A 22,808-nucleotide genomic window follows, 5' to 3' on the forward strand; every position below is an offset into this window, starting at 1 on the left:
ACAGCTATATCCGGGCTTCGATCTGCGCTTTCACTTCTTCTGGATTGTCGATCTGGAACACCACTTTGCCGAACTCATGCCCGCTTAGCTCGAGTACGACGACGTCGCGATGGTTCTCGTACGAGATGAAGCACCAGCGGTCGCCGATCAGGAAACGGCCTTGACGAATATCGGCAATCGAGGTGCCGACGCGAAACTTAAGCAGCGATACTTTGAAATCCTCCACCGTTACGCTCTTGATGCTGCTATAAGGAATCGCGACCTCGCGTTTCAGAGCGCCCACGCTCGTTAATCCGGTTAAGTGGAGCACCAATTGCTGATCTTCTATTTGAACTTGTCTGGACATTTCGCATCACCCTCCAATATTGTGCTTCAATGTTGTCGGTAATAGGACGGCTGAGGTACGCGATTTGTTCATTGGGGGCAAATTTTTTTTACAGGCTGCGCTATACGTCATCCCGCCGAGTTTAGGGAATAAGAAAACCCGGCCCTAATTAGGACCAGGTTCCAGAACCATCCAGATCTTGAATATTAGTGTTCCGACGAGGCGCCAAAGGTGACGAATTTGCCTTCGCGATAGTCCTGATACGCTTGTCTGATTTGTTCTTCCGTATTCATGACGAAAGGTCCTCGCGCCACGATCGGTTCACCCAGCGGCTCGCCGGCATAGAGCAGCACCCGAAGCTTGCTGACCGCCGTGATCGTCACCTCGCTTCTGTCATGATCTCCTGCACGCTCCAATAATAGCGCGCTCCGTTCGGTGCCGATCGTCTCGTCGCGGCCGAACTTGCCTTCCCCTTCGAGGACGAAGAAGAATCCGTTATACGTTCCAGGCAATTCCTGTTTCACCGACGCTCCAGGCTCCACAATCAATTCAACCATCGTTATCGGCGTAAAATTGTGCGTCGAAGCCGTTACGCCGCCCGAAGATCCGGAGAATACGCGTATCGTCGCCCCTGCTTCCTGACGAACGGGCATATTCGCGCTGCGCAAATTCTGATAGCGCGGCGCGGTCATCTTGTCCTTGCTCGGCAAATTGACCCACAGCTGCAAGGAATGGACCGTCTCGCCCGGAGCCGGATCCTCCTTGTGGATCACGCCGCGGCCAGCGGTCATCCACTGCGCGTCGCCTGGCAGCAGCTCATCCTGTTCTTCGCTTGCGCTGTCATAATGCTCAAGCTTGCCTTCCATTACATAGGTCACCGTCTCGATGCCGCGGTGCGGGTGAACATCGAACGAGCCTCGCGTGAACCAATCCTCGGCCAGGAACAGGAATGGATCATACGCGCGCCAATTCCCCGGTTCGAGGATCAGGCTGTTCTGATGACCTGGTCCCAAATGATTTTTGTGCGCCGTCCACACCTGTTTAATCGCTCGTTCGAATACGTTGTCGCTCATCTTACTCTTCCTCTCCAGGCTATCTGTGACGTTCATGCATACCTGCCTAGTTTATTTCTTCAGCGGCTCATTATCCGAGAACAGATCCGGATTCGCTGCCAGCATCTGCGCGAGCACTTCATACGTTCGCTCCGCATCGCATACCCGCACGAGCGCATCGCCCAGTTTGCCTGTCGTCATGGCCCCAAGAGATACCAATACTTCATCCACTTTCCAAAAATGTTTCGACCAGCTCAGCCCATGATGGCGCCGCGACGGCACTTGTATCTCGTCGCCATTCGGCAGAACGGTAACGAGCGGCTGATGAGAATCGGTCAGTCTTCCTGGGATATCGCACCATTCCTCGATGCCATGGATATAGGTATTGCGCCGTAAGTCGACGCCAACGAGCAAGATTTGCGCTTTGCGATCCAGCAGCTTGCCCCACGCGGATTCTCTGGCGCATGGCGTATCCCATCGTTCGTCGCCCGCCGTGAATTGCGCCGCGTCCTTCCCGCATGCCGCGACCGAATGCGTCGGATGCCAGGAACGGATGACGCCTTCCTGCTTTCGGAACAGCTCCGGCAGGATCCCGACGCAGACCTCGGAATCCGCTACATAGAATCTCGGATTATCGGCGTTGATCGTCCGCCATGTATGCGTCGGCAGCACGAGCAAGCCTGCCTCCATATAGGTGCGCCAGGCATCGAGAACGGTTTCGGCGCCGCCTTCGACGCTCCCGATCTGTTTCATCGAGGAATGAATCAAGATTGTGCCGGTCGGATCAATATTCAGCGCTTCCATCTGCGCGAGCAATTCGGATTTCGTATACATGCTTCGTCTCTTCCTTTCTTCGCTTCCATACGAACCTATTCGCTGCACGGACGCCGGACTCCTCTTCCTTGGCTTGCATACGTCAAGACTAGCTATCGAGCGCCGCTTTCCCTTATAATTACGTTTGTCGCCAAGAGCTGTCAGCACGAGGCATACCGTAATCATAGCCGATAGGCAGTTTGTTAACGTTAGGAGCGAACAACATGGATATCATCAATATTGAAATGCACTTGATCGATGAAGATAAGGATCAGCCGCGATACCAGTTTAATGAAGAAGCCTTGGCAGAACTCATGAAGAGCATCGACGAGCTGGGGCTGTTATCGCCGATCAAGGTTAGAACGACGCCGGACGGCCGGTACAAAATCATCTACGGCAACCGCCGCTACAAGGCCAGCCAGATGCTGGGCAAAGCGACGATCCCCTGTCTCGTCTCGAACGTGACGGACGAGGTCGAGATCTATCTGGAGCAGATCGCCGAGAATCTGACGCGGGAAGGCTTCTCGCCGATCGAGGAAGCCGAGGCGTTCCAGAAGCTGCTCAAGGATTCGAAGTTCAACAGCTCAACCAAGTTTCTCGCAGGCAAGCTCGGCAAGACGGAGACGTACATTAAGAACAAATGCGAGCTGCTCAAGTTCGGCAAGGCGGTACGGAAGCTGATCGTCAGCGGCACGCAGATCAAGAAAGATCAGCTCATCGAAGACCAGCTGCTGCCGATCAAGGATCTGCCGATGGAGCATCGCGACCCGCTGGCGCTCATCATTGCCCGTGATGAACTGCCTGTCAGCGACGTGAAGAAGATCGCCAAGCTGTTCAAGGATCCGGACATGTCGGCAAGCACGAAGGACAAGCTGCTATACAAGAGCGGTCATGAATTGCTGGAGACTTGGTATACGCATGAGCAGAATCGCAAGTACCGCGCGAAACTGGCGGAGGAACAGGCGGCACAAGCCGAAGCGAAGAAACAAGCGGAGGAAGCGCGCGCGCTGGCTGCGGCGAATGCTTCGGCGCAGCCGAGCGAATCGCAAGAGGCAGCCGCACCTGAAGAAAGCTTGAAAGCAACGGCAATCGAGACGAAGCTTCGCAAGATCGCAGGCGCCGTGCCCGCTTCTGCCCCGCTGGCCGATGCGCTGCGCAAGTCGCAGGCCTCGCTGACACCGGATAAGCAAGCGGCCATGCTGCTGGAGATCGACGGACTGCTGGCGAACCTCGAACAGCATCTCCAAGAATGGAAGAACGTGAAGGAAGAATTGAAGATCGCACTCTTAACGCCGTAACTTATACCTGTCGTAAAACAACAAAAACCTCCGATGTCTCAAAGACATCCGGAGGTTTTTGCGTTGCAAGGACGATTACGATTGCGCTGGCGACGTAAGTATGATGGCTTTTTTCTTGTTGTCCCATTGCACGGTGTAACCGGACAACTCGGACATATTTTTCAGCGGGAGCATGGTCGTGTCGTTGATGCTGAGCGACGGTTCAATCGCATAAGCTTTGCCGTTCACGGTGGCGGTCTTCGTCAGCGGTACATGCGTGATGGTGCGCGTGCCTACCTTGGCGGTTGCTGTCTGCGTCTTATTGTCCCACAGCACCGTTCCGCCGAGGAGCTCGAAGCAAGCGCGAAGCGGGATATAAATTCTCGAGTTCGAGATGATCATCTGCTGCTTCAGCGGAATTTCTTTCCCATCGAGGATCATAATGCCCGTGAATGGCTGCACGCCGAGCGAATATCCATGCTTAACGGCCAATTCCTCAAAGGACAGCGAGGAGGTGGTCACGACCGCGATCGTACCGAGCTTGATTTTGGGGAAGAGCCAATGGATGTCATCATTGTACATGCGGATGCATCCTGCGCTTACGTACTTGCCGATCGACTTCTTATTGTTATTCCCGTGAATGGCGTAGGTCGTTCCGTTCGTCCCGTCTACATCGAGGCCAATCCAACGGTCTCCGAGCGGATTCTTGGGATCGCCGCCGGGAATTTTCTCCTTGTAATAAGGCCGATTCTTGATTTTGTTCACGATCTCGAAGCTGCCCTCCGGCGTCAGACTCGGCGTCTTGCCCGTAGCGACCGGGAACACCTTCTCCAGCTTCCCGCCTGTAAAATAGGCAAGTTTGTTCGTCTTCTTGTTCACGATGATGAGATCACTATCTGCAGAGCTTGCGTCCACGTAGGTTGGAGCCAGCCATACACAGCTAATGATGAGAGCGAGCGACAGCGCTAGAAAGCTGCGTATACACCTCATAACAACAACAGACAACCTCCCTTTCCAAGATTAAAAATTCTTAATCAGTATATTATGGAAGAAGTTGTCTAACGACAGTGTGATCGCTTAAGAATTTCTAAAGAATAGACATACATGTTGTATACCGATCCGCTTTGCCTCCGGCAGACATAGTACCACCTCCCCTAAGTCCCCTCTCTTAGTTCCGATTTGGACAAAGCTTTCTTTCGAGCTTCGTTCGTTACGGTTTGCCTTGGGGAGGTTGGCGGACTTCGGGGCGGGATGATCGACAACGTGCCACCCCTCGCTTTCGTCCCCTTCGGGGACACGCTTTACTTTTACTTTTTTCCTTTTAAAACAAAAAACCGCCCTCTTCGAGAGCGGAATTAATTGTCTTGTCGTTACTTGATACTTGAGTATTTCTGATCCAACTGCAGCTCTTCTAATATTTGTTCAAATGCATCGTCAAGGCCTGTTGCATCGATGCGAATTTGCTTAGGGCTGATCTCGTATTGATCCGACGAGTGCTCGTAGCGCGGATCATAGTAATGTTCGAGCAGCAACGCGATCGCTTGCTCGTATTGCCCTTGCTTCAAGTGAGCTTCGATCTCGGCGGCGATCGGCGTATGGAGGCGGCGTTTGATCTGTCCGAATGCCGCGAGATAGTCCGCTTGATGCGCCGACGGCTCGTAGTCCTCCACAATTTGGCGGACACGCGCTTGAAGCGGCGTCTCGATCCACAGCGATGTTGCGGTTTCTTTCTTGCGGACGAGAAATTCCGGCAGCACGACCTTCCCGATACGCTTGCTCTCGGCCTCGAAGAACAGATAGGGTTTATCTTGCAGACGCAGCAGCTCTTCGAGCAAGGCCGCCTCGAACGACTTCTGATTGCTCGCCTTCATGCCGACGTGGCCGAATATCGAGCCCCGATGGCCGGCAAGCTGCTCGAGATCGAGCACGGGATGCCCTTCCTCCGCGAGCTTATGGAGCAGCGCCGTTTTGCCCGTACCGGTATTGCCGTGCAACACGTAGGCATCCTGCTTCATCTCGAAATCCGCTAACTGCTCGACGACCCACTTGCGGTACGTGCGGAATCCGCCAACCAGGCGATACGCATGAATGTCCATCAAGGACAGCACCGTGGCGGTCGTCTTGCTCCGCATGCCCCCTCGCCAGCAGAAGACGACCTTCCTCCCTTCGATCTCGCTGAATTCGCGGATGAAGGCAGGGAGCTTGGCCGACACGATCGCAAGCCCCCGATCCTTCGCGGCTTGGATGCTGGTCTGTTTGTACAGCGTGCCAACCTCGGCCCGTTCATTATCGGTGAATATCGGTATATTCAAGCTGCCCGGTATCGAGCTGTCGGCATACTCCGATTCGGAGCGGACGTCGATGATCGTGACTTTCTTCGACTGGCGAAGGGCTCGCATCTCTTCTAAGGTGATATCTTGGAACACTTAAGCCTCTCTCCTTCGACTCGAACTAACGTACGGCGACGACAATTTGTCCCGGGTGCTCATTCACCGCTTCGCCAATCATGCCTGCTTCTACGCCGGCTGCGAGCAGCGCGGCAAGCAAAGCTTCCGCTTGCTCAGGCGCGACCGCGATGAGCAGACCGCCCGATGTGACGGCATCGCACAGAATGTATTGGTCGATCTGATCCAGCGCATCGTCGAAGATGACCGAAGGAGACACATGCGCGAAATTGTTCTTCGTGCCCCCAGGGACGAAGCCTTGTTCAGCCAGCTCGCGGACACGCGGCAGCACCGGTACCTGCTCCTTCACGATCCGCACGCCGACTTCGCTGCCCTTGGCCATCTCTGAGGCATGTCCCAGTAAGCCAAATCCCGTGACGTCCGTGCAAGCATGTACGTCGTAGCCGCTCATCACTTCGGCAGCCGTCTTGTTGAGCGTCGCCATGACTTTCGTTACGCGAGCGACTTCTTCCTCGGACAATTGATCCTTCTTGATCGACGTTGTCATGATGCCGACGCCGATCGGCTTAGTCAGGATGAGCTTGTCGCCCGGCTTCGCGCCCGCGTTCGTCTTCACCCGCTCCGGATGGATAAGACCCGTGACCGCCATTCCGAATTTCGGCTCCTTATCGTCGATCGAGTGGCCGCCAACCAAGGTAGCGCCCGCTTCAGCGACCTTGTCGGCCGCGCCGCGCAGAATATCGGCCAGTATCTGCTTATCGAGCGTTGAGATCGGGAATGCGACGATATTGAGAACGGTCAGCGGCTTTCCGCCCATCGCGTAGATATCGCTGATGGCGTTCGCAGCCGCAATTTGGCCGAAGGAATAAGGATCATCTACAATCGGCGTGAAGAAATCGACGGTCTGGACGAGCGCCAGCTCATCGTTAAGCCGGTATACCCCGGCGTCATCGCTCGTATCGAGTCCGACGAGCAGGTCGGGATTCGGGACTACGGGCGGCAAGCTGCGCAGTACCTGCTGCAGATCGGCAGGGCCGATTTTGCAACCGCAGCCTCCTTTGGAAGAAAGCGAAGTTAGCTTGATAGGCGTTTCTTGTGGCATGATGGCAAATCCTTTCTATAGGTGAATAGTAATGAGGCAACATCATTCAATGGGATGCTTCTTCTTGATCGTACACGAATCCGACCCGCCATTGCAAAATTTCACCTTGTCCTATAGTATAATAACACTTGACAACAAGATAACGGAGGTAAACATGGCTAACAGTTCTCCCACCATGCACGGGCATCATGGCCCGAGCAAGAAAACGATTGTGTTCATCATTCTCTTCCTCGTCATCGCAGCCGCAGGGCTTACCTACGTCAAATGGTGGCCTTACTACCATAAGGCAATCAAAGCGATCGGCGAGCATACGATCGGTTCCTCGATTCTATACGGCGGTGCCGACACTGCCCCGGACCCTTCATGGGACGCCGCATGGAGCTACGCCGTCACGTACTATAAAGCCGTCTGGAAAGCGGCGATTCTCGGGATTCTGCTCGGATCGCTCGTGCAAGTGCTCATTCCGTCGGGCTGGCTGCTGCGTGTGCTGGGCAAAACAAACTTTCGCAGCACCGCGATTGCCGGTGCGGCTGCCATTCCCGGCATGATGTGCTCCTGCTGCGCCGCGCCGATCGCCGTCGGCTTGCGCAAGAAGAATGTATCCGCCGGCGCCGCGCTTGCCTTCTGGCTCGGCAACCCGATGATCAATCCGGCAACGCTCATCTTCATGGCATTCGTGCTGTCCTGGGAATTCACGCTGCTGCGGCTCGTGTTCGGACTGATTCTCACGTTCGGCGTCAGTTACTGGGCGAATAGGATCGCGGGCGAGCAGACATTCACCGAGAGCGAAGTGCTACAGCCGATGGATGCCGGAGAGGCGGACAGCCAGCCGCTCTTCATTCGTTGGATGAAAAGCTTGGGCACGATGCTGCTTCACGTCGTCCCTGCTTATTTCATAGCCGTTCTGCTGCTCGGCGCCGCGAGAGCCTGGCTCTTCCCGACGCTGGATGATACCGCGCTCAATAGCATTCTCATGCTGATCTTGTTCGCGATCGCAGGTACGCTGTTCGTCATCCCGACCGCGGCGGAGATACCGATTGCGCAGGCCTTCATGTCCTACGGCTTCGGAGCCAGCATCGCTTCGGTCCTGATCGTAACCTTGCCGGCCGTCAGCCTCCCTTCGCTGCTCATGATCAGACGCTCCTTCCCGGCTCGGGTCGTGTGGTTCGTGTTCGGATCCGTCATTGCGCTCGGCATTCTGAGCGGCATTATCGGGGCTGTCCTGTTGTAAGGTTGGAATATCGCTTCTGGTACAAAGACGAGCTGACGCGCCTTACACGCCAGCTCGTCTTTTTTCTTCCTATCCGTAGGGTCAGCCCGCTCGCCTAGCTTCTGAGAGATCCGGATCTATGCCTCGCGTTTCTTTCCCCAATACGAGCACGGCTACCGCTCCGATCAGCACCGTTATGAAGAAGAGCGTGAAGATCGCTCGAATCGATACGCCATCCGCAACAAGAGCCCCGACGAGATAAGGGCCGATGACGCCACCGATCCTTCCGAAAGCAGCGGCAAGTCCCACGCCTGTCGAACGGATATCGGACTTGTACAATTCAGGCGTATAGGCGTACATGCCGCCCCATGCCCCAAGATTGAAGAAGGACAGGCTGATGCCGGCTGCCAGCAGCATCCCGGTGGATTGTGCCGTGCCGAACCATAGCGCGCTGACCGCAGTGAGCATGAGGTAGCAGACAAGGACGAATTTGCGCCCGAACCTTTCAATTAAGTATGCGGCTGTAAAATACCCCGGCAATTGGGCCAGCGTCATAATGAGCACATACTCGAAGCTTTTCACCAGGCTGAATCCTTGCTTCACCATGATGGTCGGCAGCCATAAGAACATGCCGTAATACGAGAAGACTACGGTGAACCATAAAATCCACAGCATCAAGGTCGCCCGCCGATTGTCGGACTGCCATACCGCAGCTATCCGCTCGAGTAAGCCTAGCCGCTTGCTCGAGCCTTGCTTGAACCTTGGTGAATCGTCAATGGCACGCCGCAGGTAGATGGCATAGAGCGCCGGCAGCGCGCCGATGACGAAGGCCGTCCGCCACCCGTAGTGCGGAATCACATAGTACGATATAAGCGCGGATATAATCCATCCGCCGGCCCAGAAGCTTTCCAGCAGCACGACCGCTTTACCGCGAACGGAGACCGGGACCGATTCCGACACCAACGTGGAGGCGACCGGCAATTCGCCGCCCAAGCCGAAACCGGTGACGAATCTGAGGAGGCAGAGCATGACGAAGCCTGTCGCCAAGGCCGACAATCCGCTCGCCAGCGAGAATATTAACAGGGTCCAGACGAGCACGGAGCGTCTTCCGTATTTGTCTGCGAGAATGCCGGCGCATGCGGCGCCAACGGCCATGCCTACCGAATTCACGGCGGATAACAAACCGATCTGCTGCGCGCCAAGCTGCCATTCCACGGCCAGCGCCGCGACGATAAAGGACACCATGCCGACGTCCATCGCATCGAATAACCAGCTTAAGCCTGCGCTCAGCAGCAGCTTTCTCGTCTTGGGTTCTTTGAGCAAGGACGTATTTTCCATGCAGACCTTTCCTCCCATGCCAGCGGCTTTTTTTGCAAACAATCGCTCAAGAATGTCATCTGTGCTTCATTTTCTGTTAGAATGAAACCACGAGTAACGAACCAGGAGGCCTTATCGTGGATTATATCGTGTTGGACATTGAATTTAACGGCCGCAAGTTCGCCAGCGACCTGCCTATGGAGGTCATTGAGATCGGCGCCGTCCGTCTGGATGAGAACCTGAATCAGGTGGACGTCTTTTCATCGCTCATCAAGCCCGTTTACTTCTCCAAGTTGAACGGCTTCATTAAGAAGAAAACCGGCATTCCCCAAGCGGATATCGACGTAGCCGACGGATTCCCGAAGGTCATCGCCGAATTTACGCAATGGCTCGGACGGAGCGAGTCCTTCCTTCTTATTACCTGGGGCGGCGAGGATTTGAAGCGCATTATCTTCGATACAAGAATGCACAAGATCGATGACGCCTACTGGATGGCGGTCACCTACTTCGATCTGCTGAAGGGCTATCTGCGCCATAAGAACGTAACGAACGATGTCAGCGTCGAAGCTGCGCTCGCCGAACTTCAGATTGAATCGACCGGATCAGCCCATCGCGCTCTCGACGATGCGATCATGACCGCCAAGATCATGCAAGCCATATTCCCGCACCTGGACTTCGACCGCAGCCAGCAATTCAAGGATGCCTACTCGAACGCCAAGGAACGCCGGATGGTGAAGAACGCGATCCGCGGAATGCGCTCGCAGCGCGTCGCGCCGACATGGGAGCTCATGGTGGAGCATTATCTGAAGGACAAGGTATCGCTTGCCGATCCGCGCAAGGTTGCCGAGCTGCTCGCTTATTTCAACGATGAGCTCGCTCGTCCTCAGACGGCCAAACAGCAGACGCCAATGCCTTCTTAATTTCCGTTCAAACAAGACCAAATAACCCTGCCGCTTCCAATAGCGGTAGGGTTATTGTGTATCAAGCCGGAAGGAAGCATACTTCGAACGGCCAGGAAACGAGTATCCGGCTATCCTTCGGGAATCGGTTGTATGGAAGGGGCGCTGTCTTGCGCGTAGTTGTCCTGAACGTAATTGTCTCGCGTGTAGTTATCTTGCTCCGTCATCACACTTCCCATCGCCGCCTCGCCGAGAATCGCATTCAAGGTCAGCGACAAATTCGAGCCGAACTCATCGTGCACGAACGGCGCGCGGTGGCGGAAATAATGCGGATGTCCGCCAATTAGCGGAATCGTCCCGACCTCGCCGGGCTGGTACTTCGCCCTGTCCCAATACCAGACGCCAAGCTTGCTCCGGCTCCACCCTCCCCAGCTGCCAAGACGGGTAATCGGATCGCGATAGTTCCTTGCTTTGTCTACCGCCGTATAGAAGCTGACGCGGTTCCGAAGATCGTTCCGGATAGGCACTTTGGGCGATCCGAGCTGAATGACGTGAAAATCCGGGATCACGCCATCATCATGCAGGATGCAAGCCGCCTGATAGGCAGCGACGCCTCCTCCGCTGTGACCGACCAGCAGGACAGGCCGTCCGGCCGAGCGCTCGCGGATCTGCTGCGCAGCCGATTTGCCGCCGTTCCTCGCCGCGCTGCGGAAGCGGGACATATCGCCGTGAACCTCCATAATCTGGCGAACCATGCTTTGCGTCTGATCCCCGTAAGGGAATAGGTCACGAATGCAAGGCTCGAGCCCATCCGTAGCAAGCCGGTTCCTCAGCTCGTGCTTGCAATCATGGAAGAAGGACCTTGTGGAACCGATTCCTGCCAATAGGTAGATATCCCATTCTGCTACAACCGTCTTATCGATCATGATTTGAGTACACCACCTTTACTTACCGTTTGCAGTCCAAGCTGCCAGTTATGTGTAGTATGAGCGGTTCAAAACCCATTCATTCCCTCATTGAATGCCTATGCCGTCAAAAAGGTGACTCCCGGAAGCCTTCAATGAACAGCTGCGCCGATTTCGATAAGTACCTGTTCTTCAGCCACAAGATCCCGACATCCGACTGAAAATCGGCGTCCTCGATGTCCAGCATCTTCACGATCGTCGACGGGAACGAAGACATGACCGACTTCGGGAAGACGGTCGCTCCGATTCCTTCGGCGACGAGCGACATGATAATGGCGACGCTGGAGCATTCGCAAATAATGTTCGGTTCGAAACCGTGCCGCTTGCATTCGTTCATGACCTGCTGGTGCATCCTCATCGTCTTGTCCGTCTTCAAGGTCAAGAACGGGAAGTCTGCGATCTCCCGCATGCGGATCGACGTAACGGATTCATATTGGGTCCATGCGCTCGGAATCACGACGACGAACGGATCTGACGGCAGCGTGAGCACATGATACTCTTGATCGTCATGCATCGCTTCGAAGGGCAAGCGGGCGACGATAAGCTCGATCGAACGCCGATCCAGCTGCTCGCCCAGATAGAAATGATCGCCCTCTGCAATCTTAAACGTAATTTGCGGGTATCGGTTGCGGAATTGCTCGATCCGCTTGGGGAGCAGCGAGATGCAGGAGACGACGGAACCGATCGACAGGACGCCGCTGACGCCTTCTTCCCGCTCCTTCACTTCCTTCATCGCTTCTTCGAATTGATAAAGCAGCAATTCGGCCTTCTGCCGAAGCAGCCTGCCCGCGTCGGTCAGCTTCAGCCGCTTGCCGGTTCGGTCGAACAGCGTAACGCCGAGCTCTTCTTCCATCTGCTTCAACGCACGACTGAGCGGCGGCTGCTCCATATTGAGAATTTTGGCTGCTCGTGTCACTTGCTCTTCTTGCGCAATCGTGACAAAATATTTAAGTTGGCGTAAATCCATCGCCCGGCTCCCATCTATACCTAAAAGGTATATGAATCATTTCAAATAGATATTTTCAATATACCTCACATAGTGGTAGCATTCAAATAAGAGAACATGACACTAAAGGAGAGAATGCCACATGGCTCAAACCATAGACATCACCCTGACAACGAACAAAAAAGAAAAGCCGCCCGAGAACAAGCTCGGCTTCGGAATCTACTACACGGACCACATGTTCATTCTCGATTACTCCGTCGAGAAAGGCTGGTACGATCCGCGCATCGTTCCTTATCAGCCGATCACGCTTGATCCGGCAGCGAAAGTCTTCCACTACGGCCAGACGATCTTCGAAGGCTTGAAGGCGTACCGGACCAAAGACGGCCGCATTCAGCTGTTCCGTCCGCAGAAGAACTTCGAGCGTCTGAACCGTTCGAACGCACGCTTGTCCATTCCTGACGTTGACGGTGAGCTTGCCTTGCAAGCGCTGCAAGAGCTCGTACGTGTGGACCAAGATTGGATTCCGTCGGCGCCGGGCACGTCCCTGTACCTCCGTCCTTTCGTCATTGCGACACAAGCCGCGCTCGGCGTTGCGCCTTCGACCGAGTACAAATTCATGATCATCATGTCGCCGGTCGGCGCTTACTACGCGGAAGGCATGAATCCGGTCAAGATCTATGTCGAATCCGACCATGTGCGCGCGGTTAAAGGCGGCGTGGGCGAAGCGAAGACGGCCGGCAACTACGCAGCAGGCCTTAATGCCCAACAAGCCGCTTCGGAGAAAGGCTACTCCCAGATTCTGTGGCTCGACGGCGTTCAGCGCAAATATATCGAAGAAGTCGGCAGCATGAACGTCTTTTTCAAAATCGACGGAACGGTCTACACGCCTTCGCTGAACGGCAGCATTCTCGCCGGTATCACCCGCGATTCCATCATCCATATGCTGAAGAGCTGGGATATTCCTGTCGTGGAGCGTCCGATCACGATCGAAGAGCTGTATGAAGCCGGCGCGAACGGCACGCTCGAAGAAGCATTCGGCACAGGCACGGCAGCCGTCATCTCCCCGATCGGCGAGATGAACTGGCAAGACAAGCCACTTGTCATCCGCGATGGCAGCACGGGCGAATTGACGGCCAAGCTGTACGACACGCTGACCGGCATCCAGAACGGCGATATCGAAGATCCGTACGGCTGGACAGTCGAAGTCAAACAATAATACGAATAAACCTCATGTCAGCATCCGTCCGTAACAGGCCGGGTGTGGCATGAGGTTTTTTTTGCGCGTGTGATTATCCGTTCCTCGTCTCTTCCTTCTCCCCCGACACCGACCAGCGGTGGCGGTACTTCTCCAGCTTGGGATGAAGGTCGGAAGGTCGTTCGATCAGCACCAGACGCAGCTTGACGATCCACTCCTCGAAAGACGTATACGAAGCGAACAAATTAGCGGTCTCCGGCGTGATGTACAGCACGAACGGCGCTTTGTATATCTCCGCCATATGCCGAAGCGCGGCGTCTATCGGCGTGTACTTCTTCCGCTTGCCTTCTAGCGCTTCAATCGTTACATAAGGCAGATCCCGTTCGTCCTTCCACGCATGCAGCTCATCGACGCGTTTGTAATACGGACGCACCGGCGTCTTCACCATTCGTCTTACTGTCTCTTCATGCAAGGGATAAAGCACCAGCTTGCTGAATGCGCGCGTGTCGGCATAGGCTGCTGCCTCGTCCAGCTCATGCGGGAGAATATGCTCGAAGGCATCATAGAATATGAGCGTTCCTTTGCGATGATCGGCTGGCGGTTCATAACCATATTCCACTTGGTGGGTTGTACGGCTCATTAGACTTTCCTCCCCTGTTTCGATGTTCATGCGAATCTTCTTCTATTGTACCCTTACCGAAGCATCCATGACGAGCACTTCACTGACCGTCGCATGTTTCCTAGGTGTTTATAGTTATCATACACCTCTTCGCGGACTCATATAGTTAGGGAGATAAATGGTGTAGATTCGGTAATTTTCTGCGCTTATAGGCAAGAGAGAGTACCATGAGGGGGTGAGCTACATTCCGCTTATCACTCGGGCATCGTTCAATGCGACCGGAGCCATCACCTTTACAGGAAATACACTCGGCCTGAGCCGCTCGGATACGGCGGGGGTGCCGGGAACGCAGGATAGTATTGGAGCATTCGTCTCGACAACCACTTCAACCGCTTTCGGCTCTTATCCGGCAGGAACAACCAGTGCCTATGCAAGTAACCGTTCAGCCGCGATATTGAACTTTCCTGCAGGCAGTACCATTTTGTATGCGGAACTGATTTGGGGCGGGTCCTACATTAACGGGAACGTAGATTTGACTGCGTTCATCAATAATGCGGTTTCCTTCACGACGCCGGCAGGCACATTCAGCATCACGCCAGACTCGGCTACGGCCAATCAGGTCAATCTGGGCAGCGGCGCGTTCGCGTATACCCGATCGGCCAATGTCACTACCCTTGTCTCCCAAGGCGGGGCGGGAACCTATCAGACCGGCAATGTCGTCGGTACGGTCGTCATTAACAATGATCCGACGGCCAACCACTGCGGCTGGACGCTCGGCGTTATCTATTACAACCCTTCACTCCCCTTCCGTAACCTGTCGCTTCGCGCAGGCGCCGTTCTTGTCCAATCGACTTCGAGCGCAGTCACAACCACGTTAACGGGCTTCGCTACCCCGGTATCGGGCGCTCTGGGCGGCAGAGCGCTATTCAGTGCGCAAGAAGGCGACGCGAACCGCACCGGCGACCAAGCGCTATTCGGGCCAACCTCAGCCAGCGCAGTGGCATTATCGGGGCCGAACAACTTTGCGAACAACTTTTTTGCCTCGCAGATTAACAATGATGCGGGCCAGCTGAATACAACTGGTACATTCGGCACCCGCAATCAGACGAACGGGACGCCAGGGTCGAATATCTCCGGCGGCCGGCAAGGCTGGGACATTACGAATGTCGATGTCTCCGCAAGGCTTATCAACAATCAGACGTCTGCCGTACTCATTCTGACCACCTCCGGGGACGCCTATGTCGTAAATGCGAACGCCATCCAAATCGATATCAACTCCCCTAACATAGTCGTTAACAAGAGTGCAAACTCAACCGGCGTCGTCGTCGGGGATACGATTACGTATACGGTCACCGTCGGTAATACCGGTACGGCGAATGCAGCGAGCGTCGTCTTGTCGGATACCCTGCCGGAAGGTCTCGCTTTCGTTACCGGCAGCGTAACGGTAGCCGGAGTTCCCCGGCCTACCTACGACATTGTCGCCGGCGTTCCCCTCGGGGCCGTCAACTTGAGCACTTCGGTGACTGTCACATATCAAGCCAGGGTGACGTCCATACCCGGGTCCTTTATTCTGCCTAATAGTGCAAATGCGGCTTTCACTTTTCAAAGCGTCGCGGGCGGCACGCCGATCAACGGCGTTATCCCCTCGAATACAGTCTCGACGCCCGTATATGCTGCCATTATCTCCATCGTCAAAAGCGCGAATCGCACAACTGCAATTGTAGGCAGCACCGTTACCTATACGCTATTGGTTACCAATTCCGGCAACCGCGCGGCAACGGTTACCCTCGCAGATAATATTCCGACCGGCAGCACCTTTATTCCCGGTACCTTCCGCGTCAACGGAAACGTCGTGCCCGGCGCTAACCCGCCGCTTGGGGTTGTCATCGGTTCGGTAGCGGCAGGCGCTACGGCAACCGTTACGTTCGATGTTCAAGTGAACAGTCTGCCAAGTCCGCCGCAGTTCGTCGACCAAGGCACGGCCACCTTCACCTTCTCGCCGCCTGACGGTCGCGTTATTTCAGGTTCGGCGGCTTCCAATACTGTCACGCTTCCCGTATCCGTGGCGAGCGTCACCGTCGTCAAATCGGTTAACGTTACGGACGCGGCAGTCGGCGAGACGATTACTTATTCTTCCGTCATTACGAATAACAGCTCCGAAGCGGTTACGAATGTCAATCTGTCGGACATTCTGCCATCCGGCGCCACTTTCGTCCCCGGATCGGTCACCGTGAACGGGACATCGAACGCAACTGCGAACCCGGCCACCGGCATCCCGGTCGGCACAATCGCTCCCGGCAGCGCGGTCACCGTCAATCTGCTAGCGCAGGTTAGTTCGTTGCCGAGCAGTCAGCAGTTCGTCAACCAATCCAACGCGTCGTACACCATCGGCACCTTCACGGGAACAACGGCATCCAATTTGACGACGACGCCGATCTATCAGCCCGTCATTCAATTGACCAAATCGGCCAATACGACAGCGGCGACCGTCGGCGATACGATTACGTACACGATCATTGCCCGGAACACGGGCAATCGGTCCGCCACCGTTACGCTAACCGACAATATCCCTGCAGGCTCCAGCTTCATACCGGGGTCAGTAACGATTAACGGGGTGGCCAGCCCATCTTCAACGCCGACCGGCGGGATCTTGATCGGCGCTCTAGCGCCGAATGGACAGATAACGGTAACGTTCCAGACGCTGCTGAACACGCTGCCTTCGCCTCCGACGCTCATGGACCAGGCAGCCTCAACTTACTCCTATGCATTGCCAAGCGGGAGAGTCCTGAACGGGTCCAGTACCTCGAATACGGTGACCGTCCCGGCTTCATCGCCGAATGTCATCATCAATAAGCTTACGAGCCTTAACGCTGCTGCCGTCAATGATGTGCTGACCTATACGCTTCTGGTCACGAACAACGGGGTTGCGCCCGTCACGAACGTTGTCCTGTCCGACCCCGTGCCGGCTGGCGCCAGCTTCGTCGCCGGCAGCGTCGTCATTAACTCCGTCTCCGCCCCGCTCGCGAATCCCAATGCCGGAATCGCGCTCGGGACGATTCTTCCGAATACAACGTTCACCGTCACCTTCCAGATCCGCGTCACCTCAGTACCCGCATCCGCAACGATCAGCAATGCGGCGAGCGCCGGTTTCACCTCGGGAGCTTTCACGGGCACGTCGGTCTCGAACACGGTTACGACGGCCGTATCGGAGGCTGTCGTCTCGGTCGTCAAGACCGCAAGTACGACCAATGCAACGGTCGGCGATACCTTCTCGTATTCGTTCACGCTGCAGAATACCGGCAACGCGGGAGCAACCGTTACTTTAACCGATATTGTGCCGGTCGGCAGTTCGTTCGTCGTGAACAGCGTGCTCGTGAACGGCATTCCTGCGCCGGGATACGATCCGGTCACGGGCATTCCGGTGGGCGTTATACCAGCTGGCGGAACGTCCGTCGTAAGTTATGTCGTTAATGTCGTCTCTTTCCCGCCTAGCAGACAGCTGGTCAACCAAGCTACGGCCAATTATACTTTCACGCTTAGCGACGGGCGCGTGATCAACCGCATCTCCCAATCCAATAGCGTGGTCGTACCTGTCGCGCTGCCGGATGTATCCGTCGTCAAAAGCGTGAGTCAAATCGATGCGGTCGTCGGCGATACGCTGACGTTCACATCGGTCGTAACCAATAACGGTATTGCCAATGTCAACAATGTGGTTCTTCGCGATCCGCTTCAGTCGAATGCGGTATTCGTGCCTGGCACTGTTCTTGTTCAAGGCGTTTCCCAGCCGGAAGCATTACCTGAATCCGGCCTATCACTCGGTACCCTGGCACCAGGCGCTTCGGTTACCGTAACATTCGAGGTGACGATATCGATGCCAATTCCTTCTCAGATTAATAACCAATCGACAGCAAGCTTCACATCAGGTTCCTTCTCCGCAACATCGGCGTCCAACACGACCGTTACGCCGGTCACGCAGCCGCAGATCGCGGTTGTCAAAAGCGCCAACACGAACAACGCTACGCAAGGCGATACCGTTGTCTATACGCTGACGGTAAGCAATACAGGCAACCTGCCTGCCTCTGTCGTCCTGACCGATACGATTCCGGCAGGTACGACTTTCACGGAAAACAGCGTCATCGTGAACGGGTTTCCGATTCCTGGCGTATCGCCGGCAACGGGCATCGATATCGGCACGCTCGCAGCGGGGGGCACCACTGTCGTCTCCTTCTCCGTCGTCATTACGTCATTGCCGTCACCTCAGCAGCTCAGTAACTTCGGCACGGCCACCTATACCTTCACGCCGCCGGACGGCCGATTGTTATCCGGTTCGGCCGTATCCAACACGGTCACGTTCCCGGTATCCGCCCCCAACGTCGGGGTCGTACTAAGCACGACTTCGACTGCCGTTACGATCGGCGACACCATCGTCTATACGGCCGTCGTCACGAACAGCGGCATCGAGGCGATCAATAACGTCCAATTCACGGCACTTACGCCTCCCGGAACTTCCTTCATTCCGGGGACGGTAACCGTCAACGGGACGCCGATACAAGGAGCTAGCCCTATCGGCGGTATTCCGATCAGCTCGATTCCAGCCGGCGGTTCAGTCACGATTACCTTTAATTACGCCGTCAACAGCGTGCCTGCCCCGCCAGTGATCGACAATACGGGGACCGTTACGTTCACATCGGGCGCATTCTCCGGACTGACCAACTCGAACACGGTATCGACGCCGGTGTATCAACCGGTTATCTCGGTCGTGAAGAGCGCGAACACTTCGAATGCTTCCGTCGGGCAGACCGTTACGTACAATCTCGCCGTCACGAACAGCGGCAACTATCCGGCGACGATCACGCTGACCGACAATATTCCGACCGGTACATCCTTCGTTCCGAACAGCGTGTTGTATAATGGATCGCCATTGCCGGGCACGGATCCGATTACAGGCATTCCGGGCGGAACGCTGGCCGCTGGCCAAACGGCCAACATTATGTTCTCCGTCGTCATTGATTTCATGCCAACGCCGCAGCAGTTGAGTAACCAGGCGATAGCGGCATCTTCGTATACGCTGCCGGATGGCCGCACCTTCAATCAGTCGTCGCCTTCGAATACGGTCACTTTCCCGGTATCGGCGCCGAACGCGGTCGTCGTGAAGAGCACGCCGTCTACGGCAGTATCCATCGGGGATACGGTTACCTATACGACAACGATCACGAACAGCGGTATCGCTTCGATTACGAATGTCCTGTTCACGGATCCGATACCGGCGGGATCTGCGTTCGTCGCGAACTCGCTTACCGTCGACGGGGTCCCACGACAAGGCGCGAATCCGGCAACCGGCGTCACGATCGATGCGATCGCGCCGGGCGTAACGGTTACCGTCGTCTTCAACGTTACCGTCACGTCGCTCCCTACACCGGCGCAATTGAACAACCAATCATCCGTAACGTTTACTTCCGGAACCTTCTCCGGCGTCACTTTCTCGAACATCGTCACGACGCCGATCTATCAGCCGATTCTCAATGCAGTCAAGACAGGCAACACCTCGAATGCTACCGTAGGCGATACGGTCACTTACACCGTGACGATCACGAATACGGGTAATTTCGGCGCGGCGGTGACGTTGACCGATACGATTCCGGCCGGTACTTCTTTCGTGGAGAACAGCGTTATCGTCAATAATCAGCCGGTGCCGGGCGTGAATCCGTCGACGGGTATCCCGCTTGGCATCGTCGCTACATCCGCGTCGGTCTCCTTCTCGGTGCTCATCGATTCGCTGCCATCGGGACAGGTGCTGCTCAACCAGGCTTCGGCTACCTTCGCGTATACGCTTCCAGATAGTCGGACGCTCGGCGGCTCGCTCCAATCCAATCTGCTGTCGATTCCGGTATCCGCGCCGAATATCGCGGTCGTGAAGACGTCGAACGTACCGAACGCCGTCGTTGGCGATACGATCACGTACACGATTACGGTAACGAACAGCGGTATAGCGCCAGTAACCAACGTGGTCACGATCGATAATATTCCCGACGGTTCCGCGTTCGTTCCTAATAGCGTCACCGTCGACGGCATCGTTCGCCAGAACGCTTCGCCGGCAGCCGGTATCTCGTTAGGGACGATCGCTCCCGGAACGACGGTGACGATTACGTTCCAAGCTCTGGTAACGAGTCTGCCGTCGCCTGCCGTGCTGGTCGACCAGGCTAGTTCTAGCTTTACATCGGGTGCCTTCTCAGGTATCTCCTACTCGAACACCTTGTCGCTGCAAGTATTCCAGCCAATCATCGCGATTCTGAAATCAGCCGATACCAACAATGCAACCGTCGGAGACACGGTTACTTACGTCCTGACGGTATCGAACACCGGCAATCTGCCGGCCGAAGTCGTGCTGACGGATCCGATTCCAAGCGGCGGTGCTTTCATTCCGAACAGCGTTCAGGTGAACGGCGTGCCGCTGCCGGGAGCGAATCCTTCGGCAGGCTTCTCGATCGGCGTTGTTCAACCGGGCCAGTCGGTCGTCGTTTCCGTCTCCTTCGAGGTTATCATTCAGACGCTTCCGCCGTCCCAGCAGCTGGTGAACACATCGACCGGCAGCTATACGTATACCGCTCCGGATGGTCGCGTACTGTCGGGTACAGTCAATTCCAACACGCTGTCGATTCCGGTTTCGTCGCCGGATGTCTCAGTCGTTAAGAGCACGACGGCAATCGATGCGGTCGTGGGCGATACGATTACGTACACCATAGTCGTTACGAATAACGGGATCGCACCGGTCAATAGCGTCGTTCTTATCGACCCTGTTCCGACCGGCACCGTATTCGTCGAAGAAAGCGTTACTGTCGGCGGCGTTTCTCGGCCAACGGCCAACCCGAACACGGGGATTACCATCGGTACGATTGCCGCTAACGCATCCGTGGTCGTTACCTTCCAGGTCTTGGTGGTCGCGATATGACGCAAGGCGGTGCGCGTGACTTCAAGCTGCTGAACCAGACGCATGTCCGGTTCAGCAGCGGGTCGATCGAAAGTGTCGCGTACTCGAATACGGTGCAGACACCATTGGTTGGAGCAATCCTCCAAGCGGCCAAACAAGCGTTGCCTTCCAGACTATCGCTCGGCCAGACCGTCACGTATTCGGTCATCGTCAACAATTCTGGTAATCGTGAAGCGCACGCCACGTTATATGACTCGCTTCCTGTCGGATTGTCTTTCATTCCCAATAGTGTATTGGTTGGCGGTGCGCCTATTCCCGGCGCATCGCCTGACTCCGGCATACTGCTAGGGACCATCGGCGTCGGAATGACGATTGCGCTCAGCTTCCAAGCCATCGTCATTGCCATACCAGCCTCGCTTGACTTCACCAACCAGGCAAGGATTGAATATGCGTTCTCGACGTATGATGGACGGATCGTCAATGATGCCGCTTTGTCCAACGTTAGCTCCGTCTCCGTCGCAGGCGATCGGCTCAGCGTCTCCGGCAGCCTCAGCTCGCCGGTAACCTTCCCCGGTGATGTCATCCTTTACGATGTGGTGCTGAAGAATGAAGGATTGGATACGCTCGAGAATGTCGTGATCTATATCCCGCTCCCGCCGGGATTCTCCTTCGTACCGGGCAGCGTTGTCATTAACGGCGTACTTGCGGCATGGATCGATCCCAGCCAGGGCATCCCGATCGGCGTGCTAACGCCGGGCCAGATCGTTAACGTCCGGGTCAGTATCAGGTTGGAAGGCGTATCTCCAACGCCCGAAGTTACGATTCAAGGCAATGTAGCCTATACCATCAACGGCACGTCCTACAATGAACCGGTCAATCCGCTTAAGCTGTATATAGTCGAACCTTCGCTCAGCGTTAACCTGGAAGTCGACCAGGTACAAGCGACCATCGGCTCCCTATTAACATACCAGGTTGTCGTCACCAACGACAGCGGTTTTGCCGTCGATGCATCACTCACCGATCTCATCCCGCCAGGAACGTCCTACGTCGTGGACAGTATGACCATCAACGGCGCGCCGCGCACCGGAGGATTGCCTGCCGGCGGAATTACGCTCGGAACCATTCGGGCAAATTCACAGGTCGTAGTTATCTACCAAGTACGCATACAGCCTGGAGCGATAGCCGGCGGTTTACAGCCGGTATTGAACCGGGTTCGGGTGTTATACACGTACCGGCTTACCGACAGCAGAGTCGTCGGACAGAACGCGCAGTCCAATACGGTCAAGACGGAACTCGTGGCGCCTATCATTCCGATCATTGCCTCCGCGCAGCCGCAATATTATGAAATGGGCGAAACGGTGCGGTTTACGATGCTCGTCTCGAACACCGGCAATCTAGCTGCCGATGTGATCTTGTTCCGAACGGCTTACCCGCCAGGTTTCCGCGTGCTCGATCCGCGAATTGACGGCCGAAGCGCTCCCGCTTTTACATTAGAGGACGGCTTAACGCTTGGACTAATCGCACCTGGCGGCACAGTGCGGGTTACCTATATGGTCATGGTCGCCGAAACCGATCATCTTGATCTGGACAGCGTGACTACACGCTATACCGCGCGTTACCGTTATACCTACCGTGACAGCCGTTATTCCGGCGAGAGCTTGTCGAATGAGCTCATTCTGCCGATTGACTATACGAATGAATGACAAAAGCAGCCCGCTAAGGCTGCTTTTGTCTGTACCGATTCCGTACCCTTAT

16 protein-coding genes are annotated in these 22,808 nt (G+C 55.6%); 6 read left to right on the forward strand and 10 right to left on the reverse strand.

Translation table 11 applies throughout. The features are described 5' to 3' along the window. Positions 1-4 precede the first annotated feature (4 nt). The 3 genes from FHS18_RS27370 to FHS18_RS27380 form a co-directional block, all read right to left on the reverse strand. Positions 5-346, reverse strand: a complete 342-nt coding sequence (locus tag FHS18_RS27370) for a hypothetical protein (protein WP_183603571.1) — start codon at positions 344-346, stop codon at positions 5-7. Positions 347-531: 185 nt separating this feature from the next. Further along, entirely contained in the window at positions 532-1,398 is an 867-nt protein-coding gene (locus FHS18_RS27375) for a pirin family protein (protein WP_183603572.1), read from the reverse strand. Between the two features lie 51 nt (positions 1,399-1,449). Next, on the reverse strand, positions 1,450-2,211 hold the full coding sequence (locus FHS18_RS27380) for an AAC(3) family N-acetyltransferase (protein WP_183603573.1): 762 nt from the start codon (positions 2,209-2,211) through the stop codon (positions 1,450-1,452). 203 nt (positions 2,212-2,414) lie between these two features. Here FHS18_RS27380 and FHS18_RS27385 point away from each other — a divergent pair, with 203 nt between their 5' ends. Continuing rightward, positions 2,415-3,488: a ParB/RepB/Spo0J family partition protein gene (locus FHS18_RS27385; RefSeq protein WP_183603574.1), complete on the forward strand. Its 1,074-nt coding sequence runs from the start codon at positions 2,415-2,417 to the stop codon at positions 3,486-3,488. 75 nt (positions 3,489-3,563) lie between these two features. On the opposite strand, the gene FHS18_RS27390 is transcribed toward FHS18_RS27385, so the two are convergent. The 3 genes from FHS18_RS27390 to selD all read right to left on the reverse strand — a co-directional run bounded on the left by FHS18_RS27390 (position 3,564) and on the right by selD (position 6,974). Then, positions 3,564-4,457 carry a L,D-transpeptidase family protein gene (locus FHS18_RS27390; protein ID WP_183603575.1) on the reverse strand — a complete coding sequence of 298 codons (894 nt, stop codon included), beginning with the start codon at positions 4,455-4,457 and terminating at the stop codon, positions 3,564-3,566. A gap of 380 nt (positions 4,458-4,837) precedes the next feature. Then, on the reverse strand, positions 4,838-5,893 hold the full coding sequence (gene mnmH / locus FHS18_RS27395; protein ID WP_183603576.1) for a tRNA 2-selenouridine(34) synthase MnmH: 1,056 nt from the start codon (positions 5,891-5,893) through the stop codon (positions 4,838-4,840). A gap of 25 nt (positions 5,894-5,918) precedes the next feature. Further along, positions 5,919-6,974 (reverse strand): selenide, water dikinase SelD, encoded by a 1,056-nt coding sequence (selD, locus tag FHS18_RS27400; RefSeq protein WP_183603577.1) that lies wholly within the window; start codon positions 6,972-6,974, stop codon positions 5,919-5,921. 154 nt (positions 6,975-7,128) lie between these two features. Between selD and FHS18_RS27405 the strand changes: the two genes are divergently transcribed. Then, positions 7,129-8,205, forward strand: coding sequence for a permease (locus FHS18_RS27405; protein ID WP_183603578.1), 1,077 nt, complete (start codon positions 7,129-7,131; stop codon positions 8,203-8,205). Between the two features lie 81 nt (positions 8,206-8,286). Here FHS18_RS27405 and FHS18_RS27410 read toward each other — a convergent pair whose 3' ends face one another. Then, complete coding sequence (locus tag FHS18_RS27410; RefSeq protein ID WP_183603579.1) at positions 8,287-9,522, reverse strand: MFS transporter; 1,236 nt, start codon at positions 9,520-9,522, stop codon at positions 8,287-8,289. A gap of 116 nt (positions 9,523-9,638) precedes the next feature. On the opposite strand from FHS18_RS27410, the gene FHS18_RS27415 reads away from it, so the two are divergent. Then, the gene (locus FHS18_RS27415; RefSeq protein ID WP_183603580.1) at positions 9,639-10,421 is read left to right on the forward strand and encodes an exonuclease domain-containing protein; all 783 of its coding nucleotides are present in this window, start codon (positions 9,639-9,641) and stop codon (positions 10,419-10,421) included. A gap of 110 nt (positions 10,422-10,531) precedes the next feature. On the opposite strand, the gene FHS18_RS27420 is transcribed toward FHS18_RS27415, so the two are convergent. Further along, entirely contained in the window at positions 10,532-11,326 is a 795-nt protein-coding gene (locus tag FHS18_RS27420) for a lipase family protein (RefSeq protein WP_183603581.1), read from the reverse strand. Positions 11,327-11,432: 106 nt separating this feature from the next. Next, entirely contained in the window at positions 11,433-12,332 is a 900-nt protein-coding gene (locus FHS18_RS27425) for a LysR family transcriptional regulator (protein WP_183603582.1), read from the reverse strand. A 121-nt stretch (positions 12,333-12,453) separates the two neighbouring features. Between FHS18_RS27425 and FHS18_RS27430 the strand changes: the two genes are divergently transcribed. Continuing rightward, complete coding sequence (locus tag FHS18_RS27430) at positions 12,454-13,527, forward strand: branched-chain amino acid aminotransferase (RefSeq protein ID WP_183603583.1); 1,074 nt, start codon at positions 12,454-12,456, stop codon at positions 13,525-13,527. 73 nt (positions 13,528-13,600) lie between these two features. Here the strand turns inward: FHS18_RS27430 and FHS18_RS27435 are convergent, their stop codons facing one another. Next, the gene (locus FHS18_RS27435; RefSeq protein WP_183603584.1) at positions 13,601-14,146 is read right to left on the reverse strand and encodes a hypothetical protein; all 546 of its coding nucleotides are present in this window, start codon (positions 14,144-14,146) and stop codon (positions 13,601-13,603) included. 214 nt (positions 14,147-14,360) lie between these two features. On the opposite strand from FHS18_RS27435, the gene FHS18_RS27440 reads away from it, so the two are divergent. Beyond that, on the forward strand, positions 14,361-21,074 hold the full coding sequence (locus tag FHS18_RS27440; RefSeq protein WP_183603585.1) for a DUF7507 domain-containing protein: 6,714 nt from the start codon (positions 14,361-14,363) through the stop codon (positions 21,072-21,074). Continuing rightward, positions 21,071-22,756, forward strand: a complete 1,686-nt coding sequence (locus FHS18_RS27445; RefSeq protein ID WP_183603586.1) for a DUF11 domain-containing protein — start codon at positions 21,071-21,073, stop codon at positions 22,754-22,756. The genes FHS18_RS27440 and FHS18_RS27445 overlap by 4 nt, the downstream gene beginning before the upstream one ends. The last annotated feature ends 52 nt before the right edge of the window (positions 22,757-22,808 follow it).

The organism is Paenibacillus phyllosphaerae (assembly GCF_014192105.1).
GTDB classification, from domain to species: Bacteria; Bacillota; Bacilli; order Paenibacillales; family Paenibacillaceae; genus Paenibacillus_Z; species Paenibacillus_Z phyllosphaerae.

Excerpts from the sequence above, each read along its gene's own strand:
- FHS18_RS27420 (WP_183603581.1), bottom strand. The coding sequence starts at position 11,326 with ATGATCGATAAGACGGTTGTAGCAGAATGGGATATCTACCTATTGGCA.
- FHS18_RS27375 (WP_183603572.1), bottom strand. The coding sequence starts at position 1,398 with ATGAGCGACAACGTATTCGAACGAGCGATTAAACAGGTGTGGACGGCG.
- FHS18_RS27380 (WP_183603573.1), bottom strand. The coding sequence starts at position 2,211 with ATGTATACGAAATCCGAATTGCTCGCGCAGATGGAAGCGCTGAATATT.
- FHS18_RS27390 (WP_183603575.1), bottom strand. The coding sequence starts at position 4,457 with ATGAGGTGTATACGCAGCTTTCTAGCGCTGTCGCTCGCTCTCATCATT.
- FHS18_RS27430 (WP_183603583.1), top strand. The coding sequence starts at position 12,454 with ATGGCTCAAACCATAGACATCACCCTGACAACGAACAAAAAAGAAAAG.
- FHS18_RS27425 (WP_183603582.1), bottom strand. The coding sequence starts at position 12,332 with ATGGATTTACGCCAACTTAAATATTTTGTCACGATTGCGCAAGAAGAG.
- FHS18_RS27435 (WP_183603584.1), bottom strand. The coding sequence starts at position 14,146 with ATGAGCCGTACAACCCACCAAGTGGAATATGGTTATGAACCGCCAGCC.
- FHS18_RS27405 (WP_183603578.1), top strand. The coding sequence starts at position 7,129 with ATGGCTAACAGTTCTCCCACCATGCACGGGCATCATGGCCCGAGCAAG.
- FHS18_RS27410 (WP_183603579.1), bottom strand. The coding sequence starts at position 9,522 with ATGGAAAATACGTCCTTGCTCAAAGAACCCAAGACGAGAAAGCTGCTG.
- FHS18_RS27370 (WP_183603571.1), bottom strand. The coding sequence starts at position 346 with ATGTCCAGACAAGTTCAAATAGAAGATCAGCAATTGGTGCTCCACTTA.
- FHS18_RS27445 (WP_183603586.1), top strand. The coding sequence starts at position 21,071 with ATGACGCAAGGCGGTGCGCGTGACTTCAAGCTGCTGAACCAGACGCAT.
- FHS18_RS27385 (WP_183603574.1), top strand. The coding sequence starts at position 2,415 with ATGGATATCATCAATATTGAAATGCACTTGATCGATGAAGATAAGGAT.
- selD (WP_183603577.1), bottom strand. The coding sequence starts at position 6,974 with ATGCCACAAGAAACGCCTATCAAGCTAACTTCGCTTTCTTCCAAAGGA.